The sequence below is a fragment of the Granulicella sibirica genome (assembly GCF_004115155.1).
Taxonomy (GTDB): Bacteria; Acidobacteriota; Terriglobia; order Terriglobales; family Acidobacteriaceae; genus Edaphobacter; species Edaphobacter sibiricus.
The window spans coordinates 1,670,156-1,684,881 of record NZ_RDSM01000001.1; the positions used below are offsets into that span (position 1 = coordinate 1,670,156).

The 14,726-nt window shown below is 56.4% G+C and carries 12 protein-coding genes and 1 pseudogene; 6 read left to right on the top strand and 7 right to left on the bottom strand.

Translation table 11 applies throughout. The annotated features are described in order from the left end of the window. Positions 1–10: 10 nt before the first annotated feature. A complete protein-coding gene (locus GRAN_RS06950) occupies positions 11–373 on the top strand; it encodes a lysozyme inhibitor LprI family protein (protein WP_128912206.1) in 363 nt (120 codons plus the stop codon). Positions 374–779: 406 nt separating this feature from the next. Here GRAN_RS06950 and GRAN_RS06960 read toward each other — a convergent pair whose 3' ends face one another. Both GRAN_RS06960 and GRAN_RS06965 read right to left on the bottom strand, forming a co-directional pair. Next, entirely contained in the window at positions 780–1,148 is a 369-nt protein-coding gene (locus GRAN_RS06960) for a hypothetical protein (protein ID WP_128912208.1), read from the bottom strand. A 557-nt stretch (positions 1,149–1,705) separates the two neighbouring features. Further along, entirely contained in the window at positions 1,706–1,951 is a 246-nt protein-coding gene (locus GRAN_RS06965; RefSeq protein WP_128912209.1) for a DUF2934 domain-containing protein, read from the bottom strand. Positions 1,952–2,299: 348 nt separating this feature from the next. On the opposite strand from GRAN_RS06965, the pseudogene GRAN_RS26955 reads away from it, so the two are divergent. Both GRAN_RS26955 and GRAN_RS06970 read left to right on the top strand, forming a co-directional pair. Then, positions 2,300–2,773 (top strand): annotated as a pseudogene (locus GRAN_RS26955) (MHYT domain-containing protein); the annotation flags it as partial. 27 nt (positions 2,774–2,800) lie between these two features. Next, on the top strand, positions 2,801–3,811 hold the full coding sequence (locus GRAN_RS06970) for a sensor histidine kinase (protein WP_241654379.1): 1,011 nt from the start codon (positions 2,801–2,803) through the stop codon (positions 3,809–3,811). Positions 3,812–4,255: 444 nt separating this feature from the next. On the opposite strand, the gene GRAN_RS06975 is transcribed toward GRAN_RS06970, so the two are convergent. Together GRAN_RS06975 and GRAN_RS06980 are read right to left on the bottom strand one after the other, a co-directional pair. Continuing rightward, entirely contained in the window at positions 4,256–4,945 is a 690-nt protein-coding gene (locus GRAN_RS06975) for an EAL domain-containing protein (RefSeq protein ID WP_241654380.1), read from the bottom strand. 277 nt (positions 4,946–5,222) lie between these two features. After that, positions 5,223–6,430, bottom strand: a protein-coding gene (locus GRAN_RS06980) for an IS3 family transposase (protein ID WP_128912211.1) whose coding sequence is annotated in 2 segments (ribosomal slippage) — positions 5,223–6,163 and positions 6,163–6,430 — 1,209 coding nt in all. Because the reading frame shifts where the segments join, the coding sequence is not laid out codon by codon here. 381 nt (positions 6,431–6,811) lie between these two features. On the opposite strand from GRAN_RS06980, the gene GRAN_RS06985 reads away from it, so the two are divergent. Then, positions 6,812–7,717 carry a CPBP family intramembrane glutamic endopeptidase gene (locus tag GRAN_RS06985; RefSeq protein ID WP_128912212.1) on the top strand — a complete coding sequence of 302 codons (906 nt, stop codon included), beginning with the start codon at positions 6,812–6,814 and terminating at the stop codon, positions 7,715–7,717. A gap of 624 nt (positions 7,718–8,341) precedes the next feature. Here GRAN_RS06985 and GRAN_RS06990 read toward each other — a convergent pair. The 3 genes from GRAN_RS06990 to GRAN_RS25425 form a co-directional block, all read right to left on the bottom strand. Further along, positions 8,342–9,049, bottom strand: coding sequence for an alpha/beta fold hydrolase (locus GRAN_RS06990; RefSeq protein ID WP_241654381.1), 708 nt, complete (start codon positions 9,047–9,049; stop codon positions 8,342–8,344). Between the two features lie 245 nt (positions 9,050–9,294). Next, positions 9,295–9,924 carry a response regulator gene (locus GRAN_RS06995; protein ID WP_128912214.1) on the bottom strand — a complete coding sequence of 210 codons (630 nt, stop codon included), beginning with the start codon at positions 9,922–9,924 and terminating at the stop codon, positions 9,295–9,297. Continuing rightward, positions 9,921–11,906 carry a sensor histidine kinase gene (locus GRAN_RS25425; RefSeq protein ID WP_161570876.1) on the bottom strand — a complete coding sequence of 662 codons (1,986 nt, stop codon included), beginning with the start codon at positions 11,904–11,906 and terminating at the stop codon, positions 9,921–9,923. The genes GRAN_RS06995 and GRAN_RS25425 overlap by 4 nt, the downstream gene beginning before the upstream one ends. A gap of 294 nt (positions 11,907–12,200) precedes the next feature. Here GRAN_RS25425 and GRAN_RS25430 point away from each other — a divergent pair, with 294 nt between their 5' ends. Both GRAN_RS25430 and GRAN_RS07005 read left to right on the top strand, forming a co-directional pair. Continuing rightward, on the top strand, positions 12,201–12,485 hold the full coding sequence (locus tag GRAN_RS25430; RefSeq protein ID WP_161570877.1) for a hypothetical protein: 285 nt from the start codon (positions 12,201–12,203) through the stop codon (positions 12,483–12,485). 1,101 nt (positions 12,486–13,586) lie between these two features. Next, complete coding sequence (locus GRAN_RS07005; RefSeq protein ID WP_128912216.1) at positions 13,587–14,714, top strand: alkene reductase; 1,128 nt, start codon at positions 13,587–13,589, stop codon at positions 14,712–14,714. Positions 14,715–14,726 lie beyond the last annotated feature (12 nt).

Sequence of the window (14,726 nt, forward strand, 5' to 3'; positions counted from 1 at the left end):
GGGGGCAACAATGAAATCCATTCTTATCGGCTTTTGCGCCGTCCTGACCTGCGGGCTCGCAGTGGCTCAAAACCCGTCGGAGTTCGCCGCGACCGATGCCAAGCTCCAGGCCTGCGTGGACAGAGATAGCAGCAACATGCACATCATGGCGTGTAATTCCGTCGCTCAGATGTTCGCGGACGCCCGGCTGAATAATGTCTACCAGGCCTGGACCGAAGTGCTGAAGCATCCTAAGCCAGATGAAGCCAAGGACGACGCGGAAATCCTGAAGCGCCTCGTCGCGGCCGAGCGGGCCTGGATCACATTCAGGGACACGGACTGTAGCTTGCAAAGCACATCCATGCTCGGCGGTACCGGCGAGTCCAACGCCTAGGGCGACTGCGCCTACGCCATGACTAAAGCGCGCGTGAAGGCGCTAGAAGCGGCACGTAGCGCCCGCTGAGGTGCTTAACCTTCTACAGAGTCCTAACGCCCGAGGCTTGGTGCGATGACCCCCAGAAGGTTGTACCCGCCGTCTAGCACTCTTTACACTTCTCGCAAACGTTGCAATGATCCGCAAACGCAATCCATCTACTGCTGTAGACGCCGATGACCTGGGGCCTCAGATCGACGAGCCCCCTTGCCAGGACGATCTTCCACTCTTCTGTGTGAGTTCGGGCAAAATCTTTGAGCAGCGCCATGCCCTCATCGCAAGCCGCTATCTCGTCCAGCGTCCATCGGTCAAGTAATTCTGCACTCGCAATCATCCGCGACCGCCTTTCCGCGTACAGCACTGTCCGTTAACCACATTTTCTCACCAGCGCCCGTTCCAGGATGAGCCTCGCGAGCCCCACGCAGTCCGCAATGACAGACATGAGCCGTGGCGATGGGCCGCTTATGTTCTCATCCCGCGCGAGGCGAACGGCTGCAATGATGCTGGCAGCGATAACGACGGTTGAGGTGAACCGCTCTCTGATCCGCTGAGCTTCCTCTACCGGCTCGAGGGCCATATCCGGGCACAGGAATCTCTTTTGACTCGGAACACGCCTGTTCAGGGCTAGTCCGCACCGGTAAGCCAGAGCAACGATAGGCGGGGCCTGGAGCTCCAAGGACGGCGATGCTAGCCTGTGTTCATGATTTGCAGGCTTGCGGTGCGTCGAGTTGTTCATCCCGAGGGAAATCTCACTCAGTACGTCCTTCGCGTGGCCGGGGCACCGACCTTAGGAAGTGCCGGTACCCTTAGCTCTGACGAGAAGACCTTTTCCGAGCACCAAGACGTGCTGTCGTGTCTTCGCTCTTTGGGTGTTTCGGACAAAGCCATCGCGCAATTCGAAGCAGCCGTGCTACAGCCTCACAGCGCTTTGAGATTCGTTGGTTTTGCCGATCAGGAGCACATCGCCTTCGATCGCTTGCAAGACGACGGCTTCGACATTTTCATAGATTGATTTCAGACATCTTAGGTAACCTATATAATTGATTACACAGCACTTAGGTCTGATAACGCCTTTTATGTACAGTAGGTACAATTCAGCATGGCCACTGAAGAGCAGCTCCGTAAGTTGATTTCAAAATGGACCGGCGACAGAGACGGCTTCCGGGCGGAGGCACGTCGCTTGGAACTCTCTGACCTTAGCCGTCACGCAACCTCAGTCGCAATGCTGGAAGCTCGTGCTCAAGCAATTGACCGGTGCATAGTTGACGTACAGATTTTGCAACAAATCGCTGTCTAGCCATTTTGCAACTGGTGCTCAGCCCTTAACCAATCTTGCGCGTCGCCGCCGTGCTGCCTTCCCCTTTGTATCCAGAGGTAATATGCCAACAACTGGATATCGTGCTGAGTCGGGGCAACAAGGGCCGGTTCCGCCGCTGAGCTTGCCTTCTTCTTCGCTGCAGATTTCCTTGCAGGAACGGTGCTGGCCTCTGCCGCTACAGAGGAAGCAGCCTTCTTCGCTGGTGTTTTCTTTGTTGTCATGGAAGCTTTCGGCATACCTAAAGTCTAATCGAAGCGCATTGTTCTCGAGGCCTGTAGGCCTACTCTCCCAGCTCGATCACTAAGACACAACGTTTCCAGAGGGATAGCGTCCTACTGAAAGTACGTTGCCGAACTTTCCGTTCCCTCGGTTCTGGCTTCCCCCTTCCGCAAACCGACTCCCGCCCAAAGACCGTAAGGCTCCCAGTAGTGGGAGCCTTCACTTCTGTGATCCGATAGGACTTCTAGCTGGCTACAACTGTTGTGGTAGTGGCGGGATGACAGAGCACCCGTCGAGGGGCATATTCTCGAACATGCACGTCGCGAGCAGATGCATTTCAAGAGGTAATCATGAACGATTCCTTTGACTGGACGCGGGCACTCCTTTCCTGCCTGATCGCTTCGATTTCAGCTTTTGTGGCATTCGAGGCGGTAGGACATAGGGAGCAAAGTGAGAAGCGACAACTTTGGATCACGTTAGGAAGCCTCACACTCGGCGTGGGAATCTGGTCCACCCACTTTCACAGCCTTTTGGGCTGGCATGCTGGGTTCCGACGCTTCTACGACACGCGGATTATCTTCGGGTCAGTTCTCCTGGCAGTCTTGGGGTCGTGGTTAGCGCTCAACCTCATTAGCCGCCCGTCGCCCGGGTCGCGCGTAAACAGAGCGATAGCCTCACTCTTTCTGGCCGGCGGGATCACCGGGATGCATATGGCTGGAATGATCGCACTCCACTTCGCACCCGAAGCTCAATGGAGCATACCCTGGCTTACCGCTTCTTTCTGTATCGCAGTTCTCTTGAGCTATGGATCGCTTAGCTTATTGAGTTCGCGGAACTACGACGGAGCCAGAATGGCTTCGCGTGGTCTCGGTGCCACCACGCTCGGAGTTGGAATTTGCCTTGCCCATTTCACGGCCATGCACGCCATGATGCTGCCCAAGGGCATCCGATCAATCCAGACGCTCACAAACATGAGCGGACCAGTGTTGGGAAGAATCGGGACGATCAATGTGTTCGTATTCGCGTTCGGTCTCCTAATCTTGAGCTATCACCGCAGCAGCCGCTGGATGCAGCTCGCTCATGAGGCTAGAGTTCAGGCCGAGGACGCAAGCAGACAAGCCGAACGGCTTGCGACCGCAGGCAAGATCGCAGCCTCAATCGCTCATGAGATCAATAATCCGCTCGAAGCAGTAATCAATCTTCTCTACTTGATGAAGGATGAAAAGAACGAAGCCTGCCGTCAGGAGTACTTGGGACAGGCCCAGAGCGAAGTGAACCGCATCTCTGAGATAACGACCCACACTCTAAAGTTCTATCGACAGCAGAGTGCTCCTGAACTCGTTGACGTAACGGATCTCCTTGAGACCGCTATTGTTCTCTTTCAAGCCAAAATGGATAGGGCTCAGATCCACGTTGAGCGATTCTGGGAGCCAGACCTTCCGCTAGTCCTCTGCAGAGCCGGGGAGATTCGCCAGGTGCTTGCCAATCTCGTCGGCAATGCGACGGACGCCATGCCCACGGGAGGGATTCTGCGACTCGTGTTGAGAAAGCGAGAAGATACGCTAGAAATCAGCGTTGCGGACACGGGATGCGGAATCTCCGAAGAGACGAAGCAGCGAATCTTTGAGCCCTTCTTCACTACCAAAGGCGCCGCTGGAACAGGGCTTGGCCTGTCGATCAGTGCAGAGATCATCGCCAGGCACGGCGGCCAGATCGAACTCATGAGTTCTACGAAGCCAGAGGATCGCGGTACCCAGTTTCGGATTTGCCTTCCATGTCATCCGGAACAGCCCACGCCGACATTTTCAGAAGCTAGCCGGGAGCGGACCGGCGTTCTAAAGACCGCCCTCATGACCGGTTAGGCTAACCGTTGTAGCTCGGATGCTCAGACTCTGAAAATCTATTAGGGTATCGGGTTATCCTGTTGACAGGCTAACGCGGTAGATTACTCGGGATTATCAGCAAATACTTGCAGCGTTTCGCGCCCCTTCTCTTGGGCCGTGAAGTCCAGGAACTTCTGGTCTTTTGCTTTCGGGTGTTATTCTCGCCAGAGAATGCGAAGCCGCTCGGGCTAACCCTCATCCGGAAATAGGATCCGCGTGATCTTGCGTGGCAAGCCAGACACAAAGTAATCATCCGCTTCGGATCGTTGTTACGGGGTTCCCGATGATGAACAACTAGTGACCGCTTTCAGCGCGTCAGCGTTGTACAGCCAGAAACGGCACACCTGTAGGTCCCCTTCAGAATTCGGACCACAAAGTACGCTAACCATTTCGTTGACGCCGAAAATCGGAACGGGCAACGACTTACGCCGCTGTGTAGTCCATTTGAACTGCCGAAGACTCAACTCGCTGCGTTGAAGACTCTTCGGGCCAACTGACAGGTGGTAGCTTCTCGAACGCCGGCTTCGCAAAGAGATAGCCCTGCATGAGCCGAACACCACAATCCCGCAGTGTTTCGAATTCTTCGAACGTCTCGACGCCTTCAGCGAGCATCTCCATCCCCAAGGCCTTTGTGAGCGCTACGATGGACTTCACGATCAGGAGAGCTGATGGACGCTGATGCACGTTCTTGACGAGATCGATGTCAAGCTTCAGGTAATCGATTGGTAAATCGACCAGCAGGTTCAACTCCGAGTAACCACTCCCAAAATCGTCCAGCGCAACCTTGAAACCTTGCCGCCGGTACTCCTCAACAATGCTTCGAAGGTGTGCCTTGTCCTTGACCCTCTCGTTCTCGGTTATCTCGAAGATTAGGCGATCCACTGGAAAACCACACTTTCGCGCTGTCGCGAGCGTTAGTTGAATGCAGGCAGCCGGACTGTATACAGCTCCCGGCATGAAGTTGATTGAAAGCCTCGCTCCGCTTTCTGCTAAGCGCAGCTGGGAGGCCAGCATGATCGCAGCCACGCGGCAGTTCTGGTCGAAGGCATACTTGTTTTGATCGGTGACTTGGCTCAGTACAGAGTAAGCCGATTCACCCTTCGGCCCGCGCACCAGTGCCTCGTATGCGTAGACTTTTTCGTATCAACGTCCACGATTGGCTGGAACGCCATAGTGAATGGGAAAGGACTCTGGACGCCGTCTCTGCAAGCGCCGCATTTTGTAGTGCTCGTCACTTCGATCATTAGGTACCCGCATAGGCAATAAATGTGCTCGGTTCGATCCGGCCTTATTAGAGGCTGAGTCTCGACAACGCTCGCGATTCGAGCTTAGATCCAACTCCTATGGAGAATACTCCCATGGTCTGCCCGATCTTTTGTACCGTGGAGTGTCAGTGTAGCGCAGCTTCTTTTGAGATCAAGTAGCCGCCGTCGAGGGTGTGGGGAAGTGGGAAGCGCATTTTGCTTTCCACTTCTCCATACCTTGTTTTGATTTCGGTCTGCCATGACTCCGGTGCTGGTGGTCGATAGCCCAGCGAGGAGTGTGGCCGGACGGTGTTGTAGTGAACCCGCCAACGTTCGGCCAGGATCCTGATCTCCTTCATGGAGTAGAAGATCTCGCCGTTGAGGAACTCGTCACGCAGCTTCGAGTTGAAGCTCTCGCAGTAGCCGTTTTCCCACGGGCTGCCCGGCTCGATGTAGAGTGTCTTTGCACCCGTGTTTGCAAGCCATTTGCGCAGGTCGCGGGCTACGAACTCAGGGCCGTTGTCTGAACGTATGTGTTGCGGTACTCCTTTGATCACCATCACATCAGCCAACGCCTCGATCACCTTCGCGCTCGACCAGCGCCGCTCCGGACGTACAAGCAAGCTTTCTCTGGTGTGTTCGTCGATCAGGTTCAGCATCCGGACCGTCCTTCCGTCGTATGTCTTTGCGCTCACGAAGTCGTAGCTCCAGACATGGTTGACATGCTCGGGACGCAAGCGCACGCACGAGCCATCGTTGAGCCATAAGCGGCCTCTTGGCTTCTGCTTCTGTGGAACCTTAAGCCCCTCGCGACGCCAGATTCGTTCCACCCGGTCCTTGCCGACATGCCAGCCCGCGTGCCTCAGCAGAGCTGTAATGCGGCGATAACCATAGCGGCCATATTGACTGGCTAGGGTCACGATGGCCTGGGTGAGCGTATCTTCGTCGTCTCGCTGTGTTGGCCGATAGCGCTGCGTGCCTCGTGGCTGTTTCACCACAAGGCACGCATGCCGCTCGCTCAGCCCATGCACCTGTCGCGCATGGTTTACCGCACAGCGACGTCGCTCAGGGCTTAGAAATTTCCCTCCGCGATGTCCTTCAACACCAGCTTCTCAAGGCTCAGGTTGGCTACGATGCGCTTCAGCTTGGCGTTTTCCTGCTCGAGCTCCTTCAATCGCCGAGCCTGGTCTACCTGCAGTCCGCCATACTCCTTGCGCCACCGGTAGTACGTCTGGTCCGTGATCAACGCTTCTTTACAAGCCAATGAAGTCGACTTCCCGTTCGCGATCGCCACTTCAATCTGCCGCAACAGGTTCACGACCTGCTCAGGACTATGCTTCTTCCCTCGTGCCATATTTCGCTCCTTTGATCCCAGTTTGTATCAACTCCACTGGTACAAAAGAAGCCGGGCACTCCAAGTTCCCTAGAGCCGACTCCATGGCAGACGGATCTGGAGCGCAGGGGATGCTCTGTCTATCGGTAAGCTTTTAGGGGTTGCTACATCAAACGTCAAAAATCGTACGGTAAGCCTTCGTTGCACAAACCGGTCGCCAATAAGAAAGCAATCGCAACAGCTTTTTGCGACACAGAATACGGGACCTCGCCCGGTAGGCGTCGACTTGCGTATACGTTCGTTTGCGCAACAAAGCCTGAAGAGCCTCTCGGTGAGCGCCTTGGCGATTATGCACTCATCTGGGCGACGCCCTGCCGTGCTGCAGGCAGTTAGAATCTGCAGATGCGTGTGACAAACGAAGGTCTAAGCGGCTGGCGGGATCCTCGTGCCTGGTGTGCCATCCTTTTGCTGGCCGTCAGCACATATTTGGAAGCTCCGATCAGCAATTCTGTTTTTCGCCCGATCGTGCACGCGTTTGGTATTCACCATCCACCAGCAGACACTCTGGGACAGGGCTCTTACGGAACGCAGATGCTCATTAGGCTGCTTTGGGATCTTCTGCTTTGGGCTGGTGTCTGCATGCTCTTGGGCCGTCGCCTAACCGGTTTCCCGTTCCGCGATCGGAAATGGTTCCTCCATCTCTTGCTCGGTCTCGCCACAGGGTTATCTGTCATGCTCGCGACAATGCTTGGAATTTGGGGGCTTGGATCAGCAAGTGTTGCCTCTTCAGGACAGAGCTTTGCTAGCGCGCTCGGTAACGGCTCTTGCTGGCTGGTGCTGGATTTCATTGGAGCTCTCGGCGAGGAGATTCTTGGGCGTGCCGTCATCCTGACGACAGCAGAGCGCTTTTTGGGCTGGAGGGGAGCGATTCTCGTGTCTGGGCTCATGTTTTCCGGCCTACACCTGCATAATCCGGGAGCAAGCCGCGTATGGCTCTTACGACTCTTTCTTCAAGGTGCTTTACTCGCGTATGCCGTCTTCCGCACGCAGTCCCTTTGGTGGTCCGTGGGATACCATACCGGGTGGAACTGGATCAGTGCGCCTCTGTTCGGGGCCGCCGGCAGCGGATACCTGGACGAGGGACACGTCTTTGACTTTCTGCCGCACGGTACGACCCTAATCACAGGCGGGTCCGTAGGTCCGGAAGGTAGCTTGCTGGCCTTCCTTGCGGTATTTGTAGCGTTAGCGCTGCTCACAGCCTTGACTCAACCGCATTCTTGCCAAAGGAAGCTTGGTGAAACTCATTAGCCCAATCGTTTCCTTGCAGGTCGGCTTCCCGGAAGCAATTTCTTGCGAGGCGTTCTCAAGTTGAGAGAACAGGCCAATGCGCATTTCCAGACAGGCTCATCCTCGAAACGTGACTCGGCGATTTGTCGTCAATCCGACTGACGGCTGTCGTGACCGGCATTCGTCGTACTGGCGAAAGCCGCGGCTACGTCACCGAGAACGCCCCTCACCGTTCTCTGTAATTTGACGGAACGACGATCCTAGTAGCCGTAAAGGCACCGGTATCTCTGATCAAAATGAATACCTGCGAGCACTCATGTGGTACGCCCTTCCGGTCATGAGGTATGACTTCCTACCTTCGGGGCAGTCATACGCCGATTGCCGAGTGGAACGGTAGGTCGCCCCCTTTAGTCATCGAAGAGGGCGCAGGCATCGACTCGCTTACCTAGTGAGCTAGGGCTCTCGCAGGACATTGAGGCCCTGCAAACATGAATCGAAGGCACAGGATATTGGTGCGAAATTGAAGGTCCACAGTGCCATCGCCAAGTGATGATTCGTCTCTCCGTTGCATGCGCTTACGACGCGGTCTCAGTTACAGCAGGAAAGCACTGCGGAGGCCGCACCATCCGATGCGGCCTCATAGCTTCAGTGTGTGTCGGCCACTGCTGTCGTTCCCTGAGCAGCGTCGATGATGAACTCCGCCACCTCTGACGGCCTGGATAACATCGGCACGTGGCAGCTCTGAAGTGTAAGCGTCTTCGCCTTCATGAGTTTGGCCGAGGCGCGTTCCTGGTCAGGAGCAATCATGCGATCGTTGGCTGCGACGATAAACCATGTCGGTCTGGTGCGCCACGCGGGCAATGTGACCGTTGCTCCCAAGGCCGCACCTTGCGTGGGTGTTTGCGTTGCAGTGAGGATGGATCGCTCAGCCGCAGAAAGGTCCGGACCGAAGTCCTCCTCAACGCCCTTCGGCGTCAGGACGAGGAAGCCATCTCCGATGGGCCGCAATTCGCCGATCCCCGGCGTAGGTCCGTACGGCTTGCCTTCGCTGCCAGCGGACTCGCCCTTGTCAGGCGCAAAGGCCGCAACGTAAACGAGGCCCGCCACCTTATCGTTAGTACCTGCTTCGGTGATGACGACTCCGCCATAAGAGTGTCCGACGAGTAGCACCGGGCCATCCTGTGCGTCGATCGCGCGCTTGGTTGCGGCTACATCATCCGCAAGCGAGGTAAGAGGATTCTGGACGCAGACCACGTGCAGGCCTTTCGCCTCAAGCAGAGGAATGAGTTTGGACCAACTCGATCCGTCAGCCCACGCGCCATGCACAAGCACAATGTTGTGGACGGCTGGCATCGCCGGCTTCTGTGCAAATGTGTTGACTGGGACAACGAACGCGGCTATGAATGCGACTTTCGCAACTACGGCGGCATGAGAACGAGAGAGTGGCATGGATGTCCTTTCGGTTAGGGCCAGCTATGCGATGAACAGCGCATTGCCAATCCTTACAACGAAGGTAGAGGCCCCCAGTGGTATGCGTAAGTCTCGTTCGGCCCTTTCGCAGATAGCTCAATAGAGTCACATGCCGGGAACGCTACGATTCACGCTTCTATGTAGCCTCTTCTTATACCGATGACCACCGCATCGGTCCGGTCGCTGGCATCGAGCTTCGACAGGATGCTCTTGATATGGTTCTTCACCGTGTGCTCTGAGATGCAAAGGTCATCCGCGATGATCTTGTTGGACCTGCCTCTCGAGACTCCGCGAAGAACTTCTAGCTCTCTCGCGGTGACTGTATCTTCCAGAGAGTGTTCGGCAATTTGCTGAGCAATCTCAGGAGGCATCTTTCTCTTGCCTGCATGCACCAGTCGGATGGTTTCGATGAGTTCTGTTCGCAACAGATTCTTCAGCAGGTATCCGGTCGCGCCCGCTTGAAACGCTCGCACTGCCTGTACATCGCCTGCGGAAGAGGTCAGGATCACAAACCTGGATGTGGGGAAGTCGGCACGGATGCGCGTGATAGCTTCAATGCCGCTCACGCCAGGCATGCGGATGTCCATGAGTGTTACATCGGGCCGGTGCACGCGATACGCCGCGACCGCTTCTTCGCCATCGCTGGCTTCGGCGACGACTTTCATGTCGTGTTGTGCATTGATTTCACCCGCGATACCGGAGCGCATGAGGGGATGGTCATCGACAATAAGTACCCGAATCACGTGGAGCTCGGTCATCGCTTGTAACCTCCTCGTGCGGCGTATGCAATCTTCGCAGGCACTTCCACTTCGATTTCGGTACCTTGGCCTCGCTTACTCCACAGGCTGTACCGCGCGCCGATTCGCTCAGCGCGTTCATTCATGCCGATCAAACCGAGGTGGCCCGGACGGCGGCCATCGCGAATGACGATTTCATCGATGCCCTGTCCATCGTCACGAATTCTCATCTTGAGAAAGTCCTTTTCGTAAAGAATCTCTACCTCAACGGCAGTCGCGTTGGCGTGTTTGAACGCGTTATGAACCGCTTCCAGCCCAATGCGCAGAAGCTCGGAACTCGACACTGGGTGCAGCCTGCGAACCTGTCCGACCGCAGTGACTTGATAAGCCGGCGCGGCTACGCCGAATGACTGTGGATCGACGCGCGACAGATCCTCGGCAAGGTTTGCGGTGACGGTATCGTCCGCGCGCAGATCCAGCACTAACTCCCTGCCTTCCGCCATGACTCGATCCGACTGCTCCAGCGCATCGACGAGGATCCGGCGTGCTGGTTCATTGGCCGGCAGCATGGCAGTGCCGGTGTTGACTCGCAGAAAAAGTCCTTGGATGCCCTGGAAGAAGGTGTCATGCAGATCACGGGCGATGCGTTCACGCTCTGCGAGCCGTTCATAAAGGCGCTGCTGCATGCGCGCGGTCAGGCTTCGCAGACGTAGCAGAAAGAGGAACGACAACACACCGAGCGAAGCGGCCACGCATAGCAATTTGAACCAGACGCTCTGCACGAAGGTAGGAGGCAGAGAGAAGTCCCAGCGCGCCGGTGCCTTACTCCACACGCCGTCATTGTTACTCGCTATGACGAGGAAGGCATACCGTCCTGGGGGCAGGTGCGTATAAAACGCCTGACGTCGTGTTCCCACGTCCAGCCAATCCTTATCGAATCCCTCGAGCTTATAACGGAAATGCACGCGTTCTGGAATCAGCAGGCTGGATGCGGTGTAGTTGATCTGAAGATTCTGCGATCCCTTATCCAAGTCGATTGCCACTGGATTGTCATACCTGCGCCGATCGGCAACCGCCGATGTAATGGCGATCCCCGGGAGGATTCTATTGGTGTCGGTGTGGGATGGATCGATGGACATGACGCCTTGGCGGCTTACAAAATAAATCAGGCCGTCGAACGTGAGAGCCGTGGTAGAAGCCTGCGAACTTACCCTGGGAGATTCAAAGCCTCCATCCAGATAGTCGAGTATGGTTGCATGGACCCAAGGTCGCTCTTCGCGCAGTCCGTTTCGTAAGTCGAGCGAAGTCATATGCACGATGCCTCTGGCAGAGTTCATCCAGACGTCGCCATTGGATGTTTCCTCAACCCCGGTTACGCCCGGAAGCTGGGATCCGTCCTCAGAAGAAATTCTGCGGAAGCGACCATCCGAGAAGTAGTCCAGATTGTCTGTGCCACCGACCCAGACATGATCGCCATGTTCGAAGAGCAGTGTGGTGCCTCCACTGTCGACCCCTTGCTGTCGATCAAAGCTGCGTGCTTTGCCGTCCTCAATCATGAAGATGCGGGATGCCCCCGTCGCGATCCAGACACGTCCTACATGGTCGGTCATCATGCTGGTAGCTTGAAAGCTACCGGCATCGTCAAGACCGTGAAACCGTGTCCAGATGCCATCGCGAAGCGTATAGATCAAATCTGGTCCGTTGGAGAGGATCGACACCCACAACGATCCGGCCGCATCCGTTGTGATGGAACGAATCTTGAACTCGCCTTCGGAGATGTCCGCAGGCCCTTGCACAGCTGTGCTTGTAGCCCCGTTCAGGCGAACAGATTTTCCATCAGCATTGAGCCATACCGTGCCGCGTGGATCGCGAAACATCTGGTGTATGCCTGACGTCAGCAATGGAGTAGGAATTGGTTCCAGCCCGCGAGGAGACAATCGCGCGAGCATGACTCTTGTCTTGAAGCCCGTTCCGATCAACACGCTTTTGCCTTCATCCAGCATGAGCGGCTGCGGCATCTCAAACGGCAGCGCCACGTTGGTCAGAGCCGTCTTCCGGAACTGGTCAAGCCCCTTAGGTGTGACGGCCCACATACTTCCTTCCTGATCGATCGTGAGAGCGTAAACGAAGTCGGCCGACAAACCATCCGCTTTCTGAAACGACTGCAGTGCATCGGCAGGCAAGGACCTCATCGCAAAATTGTTGATGTTTCGTATGCGCCAGATACCATCATGGGCGCCGAACCATAGAGATCCATTTGGTGCGTACGTGATCGAAGAGATGTTTTCCTTCAGGAGTTGCTTGCCAAGCGACCAACGGTTGCCGATTCCACGGAAGATGGGAAAAAGGCCGATATCGTCGCGGGATATCCAACCCATGTCATCGCCGGTAAGAACGAGCTTGCCATTTGGCAGGCCGGTCTCTTGAAATCGCTTGCCGCCGCCTGGCAGGACATAATAGGTCTTGCCGTCATCGACCCAGAGCTCACCGTTCGTCATCAACCTCAGGTGATCGACATGGCTGATCCTTGGTCCCCAGGACTCATCCACATGGCTCCAGCGCTTACCGTCGAAACGGAATAGACCGATCGACGTTGCTCCCCATAGGACGCCATCACGGTCCTGAGCCAGCGTGTAGACCGTTTCAGAGAACTCACGAGAGGCTAGGTAGTTGGTGACAACTCCATTCCGAATCGAACTCGCGCCCCCGAATCTGTACGCAATCCAAAGACCATTATCCGTAGTTGTCGTGATGGCTGTTATTGGGCCATCTTTCAGAAGCTTCTGACCTGGCGGTGGCTGGTACTTTGTGAAGGTGATGCCATCGAAACGATAGAGGCCGTTCTCAGAGGCAAGCCAGAGAAATCCATCCGTTGTCTGTTTCGTCTGCCAAAGACCCGGAGGCACCCCCTCACGCACCGACCAAGACTTGTGATATTGATCGTCGAACGGAACAGGAGGACGGGCATCAGTCTGCGCATGCAGCGCAGCGGCCAGCATGCACACGGCGAGCGCGGTCAACACCTTTCTTCGACATCTCCGGGCTGCGCAGAGATTTCTCATTGGGAAGAATGTTGGACCTGACGCCGACGGATCAAGTGTAGTCTCTTGCCGCCGTACATAGAGTGGCTCGAAAGGGCTACTGTTTGCAGGCCAGGACGGGATAGAACCTCTCTCCATCGTGAACTAACTTCGTTCGGTGCAGAGACTTTTTTCATCCTTTCCCTCCGGTGTCCCAGGTGTGGCACTGATTCTCCTGAGGCTTTGTGCCGCCGCGTCCCTGATTTGTTCGGTATTCCTCCGGCATGCAACGCCGCTGTCTCCTGCGGTGTACGTAGTAGCAGTGGGGCTATCGATCGCCGTGACAGCAGGCGCCATGTTGCCACTCTGTTGCGCAGCCGCAGCCTTAGTGGAGGTTTGCGTTGAAGGTTGGCCGCCGAGCGCCGTGCTGGTAATCAGCGTCGTTCATGCCATCGCCCTTGCGTGCCTGGGCGCCGGAGCTTACTCCATGGATGCCATTCGGTACGGCCGGCGCGTTGTGATCCTGCCAAAGAGCAATTAGTTCGATGGCTCGAAAGAGCCCACCTGCACTTGCTCGAAGTGGTCTCAAGGGAACACGCAGTTCCGTTCTACCCTCGCTGTGTGACGCATTGCCCTCAGAAATGCAAACCCGGAAGTAGGCTTATGGCAAGTACACATGCACTCTTTACTCCAGTTCAGCTCGGTCAGCTAACCCTTAAGCACCGTGTGATCATGGCGCCTCTCACGCGATCACGGTCGGTGCAGCCCGACTCTGTTCCCGGCGATCTCATGCGCAGGTACTACGAACAGCGCGCATCGGACGGTGGCCTCATCATCTCTGAAGCAACAAACATTTCGCTCACCAGTCGCGGCTGGCTGGGAGCGCCAGGTCTTTACTCAGACCAACAGGTCCTGGGATGGAAGTCCGTCACGGCAGCCGTGCACGCAAAGGGCGGGCACATGTTCGCGCAATTGTGGCACACAGGCCGCTCGTCGCATGTCGCCATGACAGGTGGAGCGGAGCCTGTCAGCGCTTCCGTCGATGCTGCGTATTGGCAGCATCCCAGCCATCTCGTCTCCATCCCCGGTGGATGGGTACAGCCCTCACCGCATCGTGCACTGTCCGTCGTAGAGATTGCAGCAATCGTGCAGGACTACCGCCGCGCCGCACAGCGCGCCATGGACGCCGGTTTCGACGGAGTGGAAGTACATGCCGCGAATGGCTACTTCATCGACCAGTTCCTGCAAAACGGCAGCAACAAACGCGCGGACGAATACGGCGGCTCGCTCCAGAATCGCTACCGCATCCTGTCGGAGGTCGTTCAGGAACTTGTCTCCGTATGGGGCGCAGGGCGCGTTGCCGTGAGGCTTGGCCCCGGCGGCACATTCAACGGCATGTCTGACTCTGATCCGCTCGCCCTGTTTTCGTATATCGCGGAACAGTTGAACACCTTCGATCTTGCGTACCTTCATCTCATCGAACCTCGTGTTGCGGGTGGTTACACCACCCGTCCGGAAGACGGCGCGGTTGCAGCGAAGCAGCTGCGGCCCATCTTCAAGGGCAGTCTGGTCGCGGCGGGCGGGTTTGAGGCAGACACTGCCGACGCTGCGATCACAGGTAGACTGCTGGATGCAGTTGCCTTCGGCCGGCACTTTGTGTCCAATCCCGACCTGGTGAGCCGCATGCGCGAGCATCTGCCCTTGAACGATTACGACCGGGATACCTTCTACACCTTCGACGCGCGGGGCTATACGGACTACCCCGCATACAAAGCAATGTTGAGCGCTTGAGATCTGTACCCA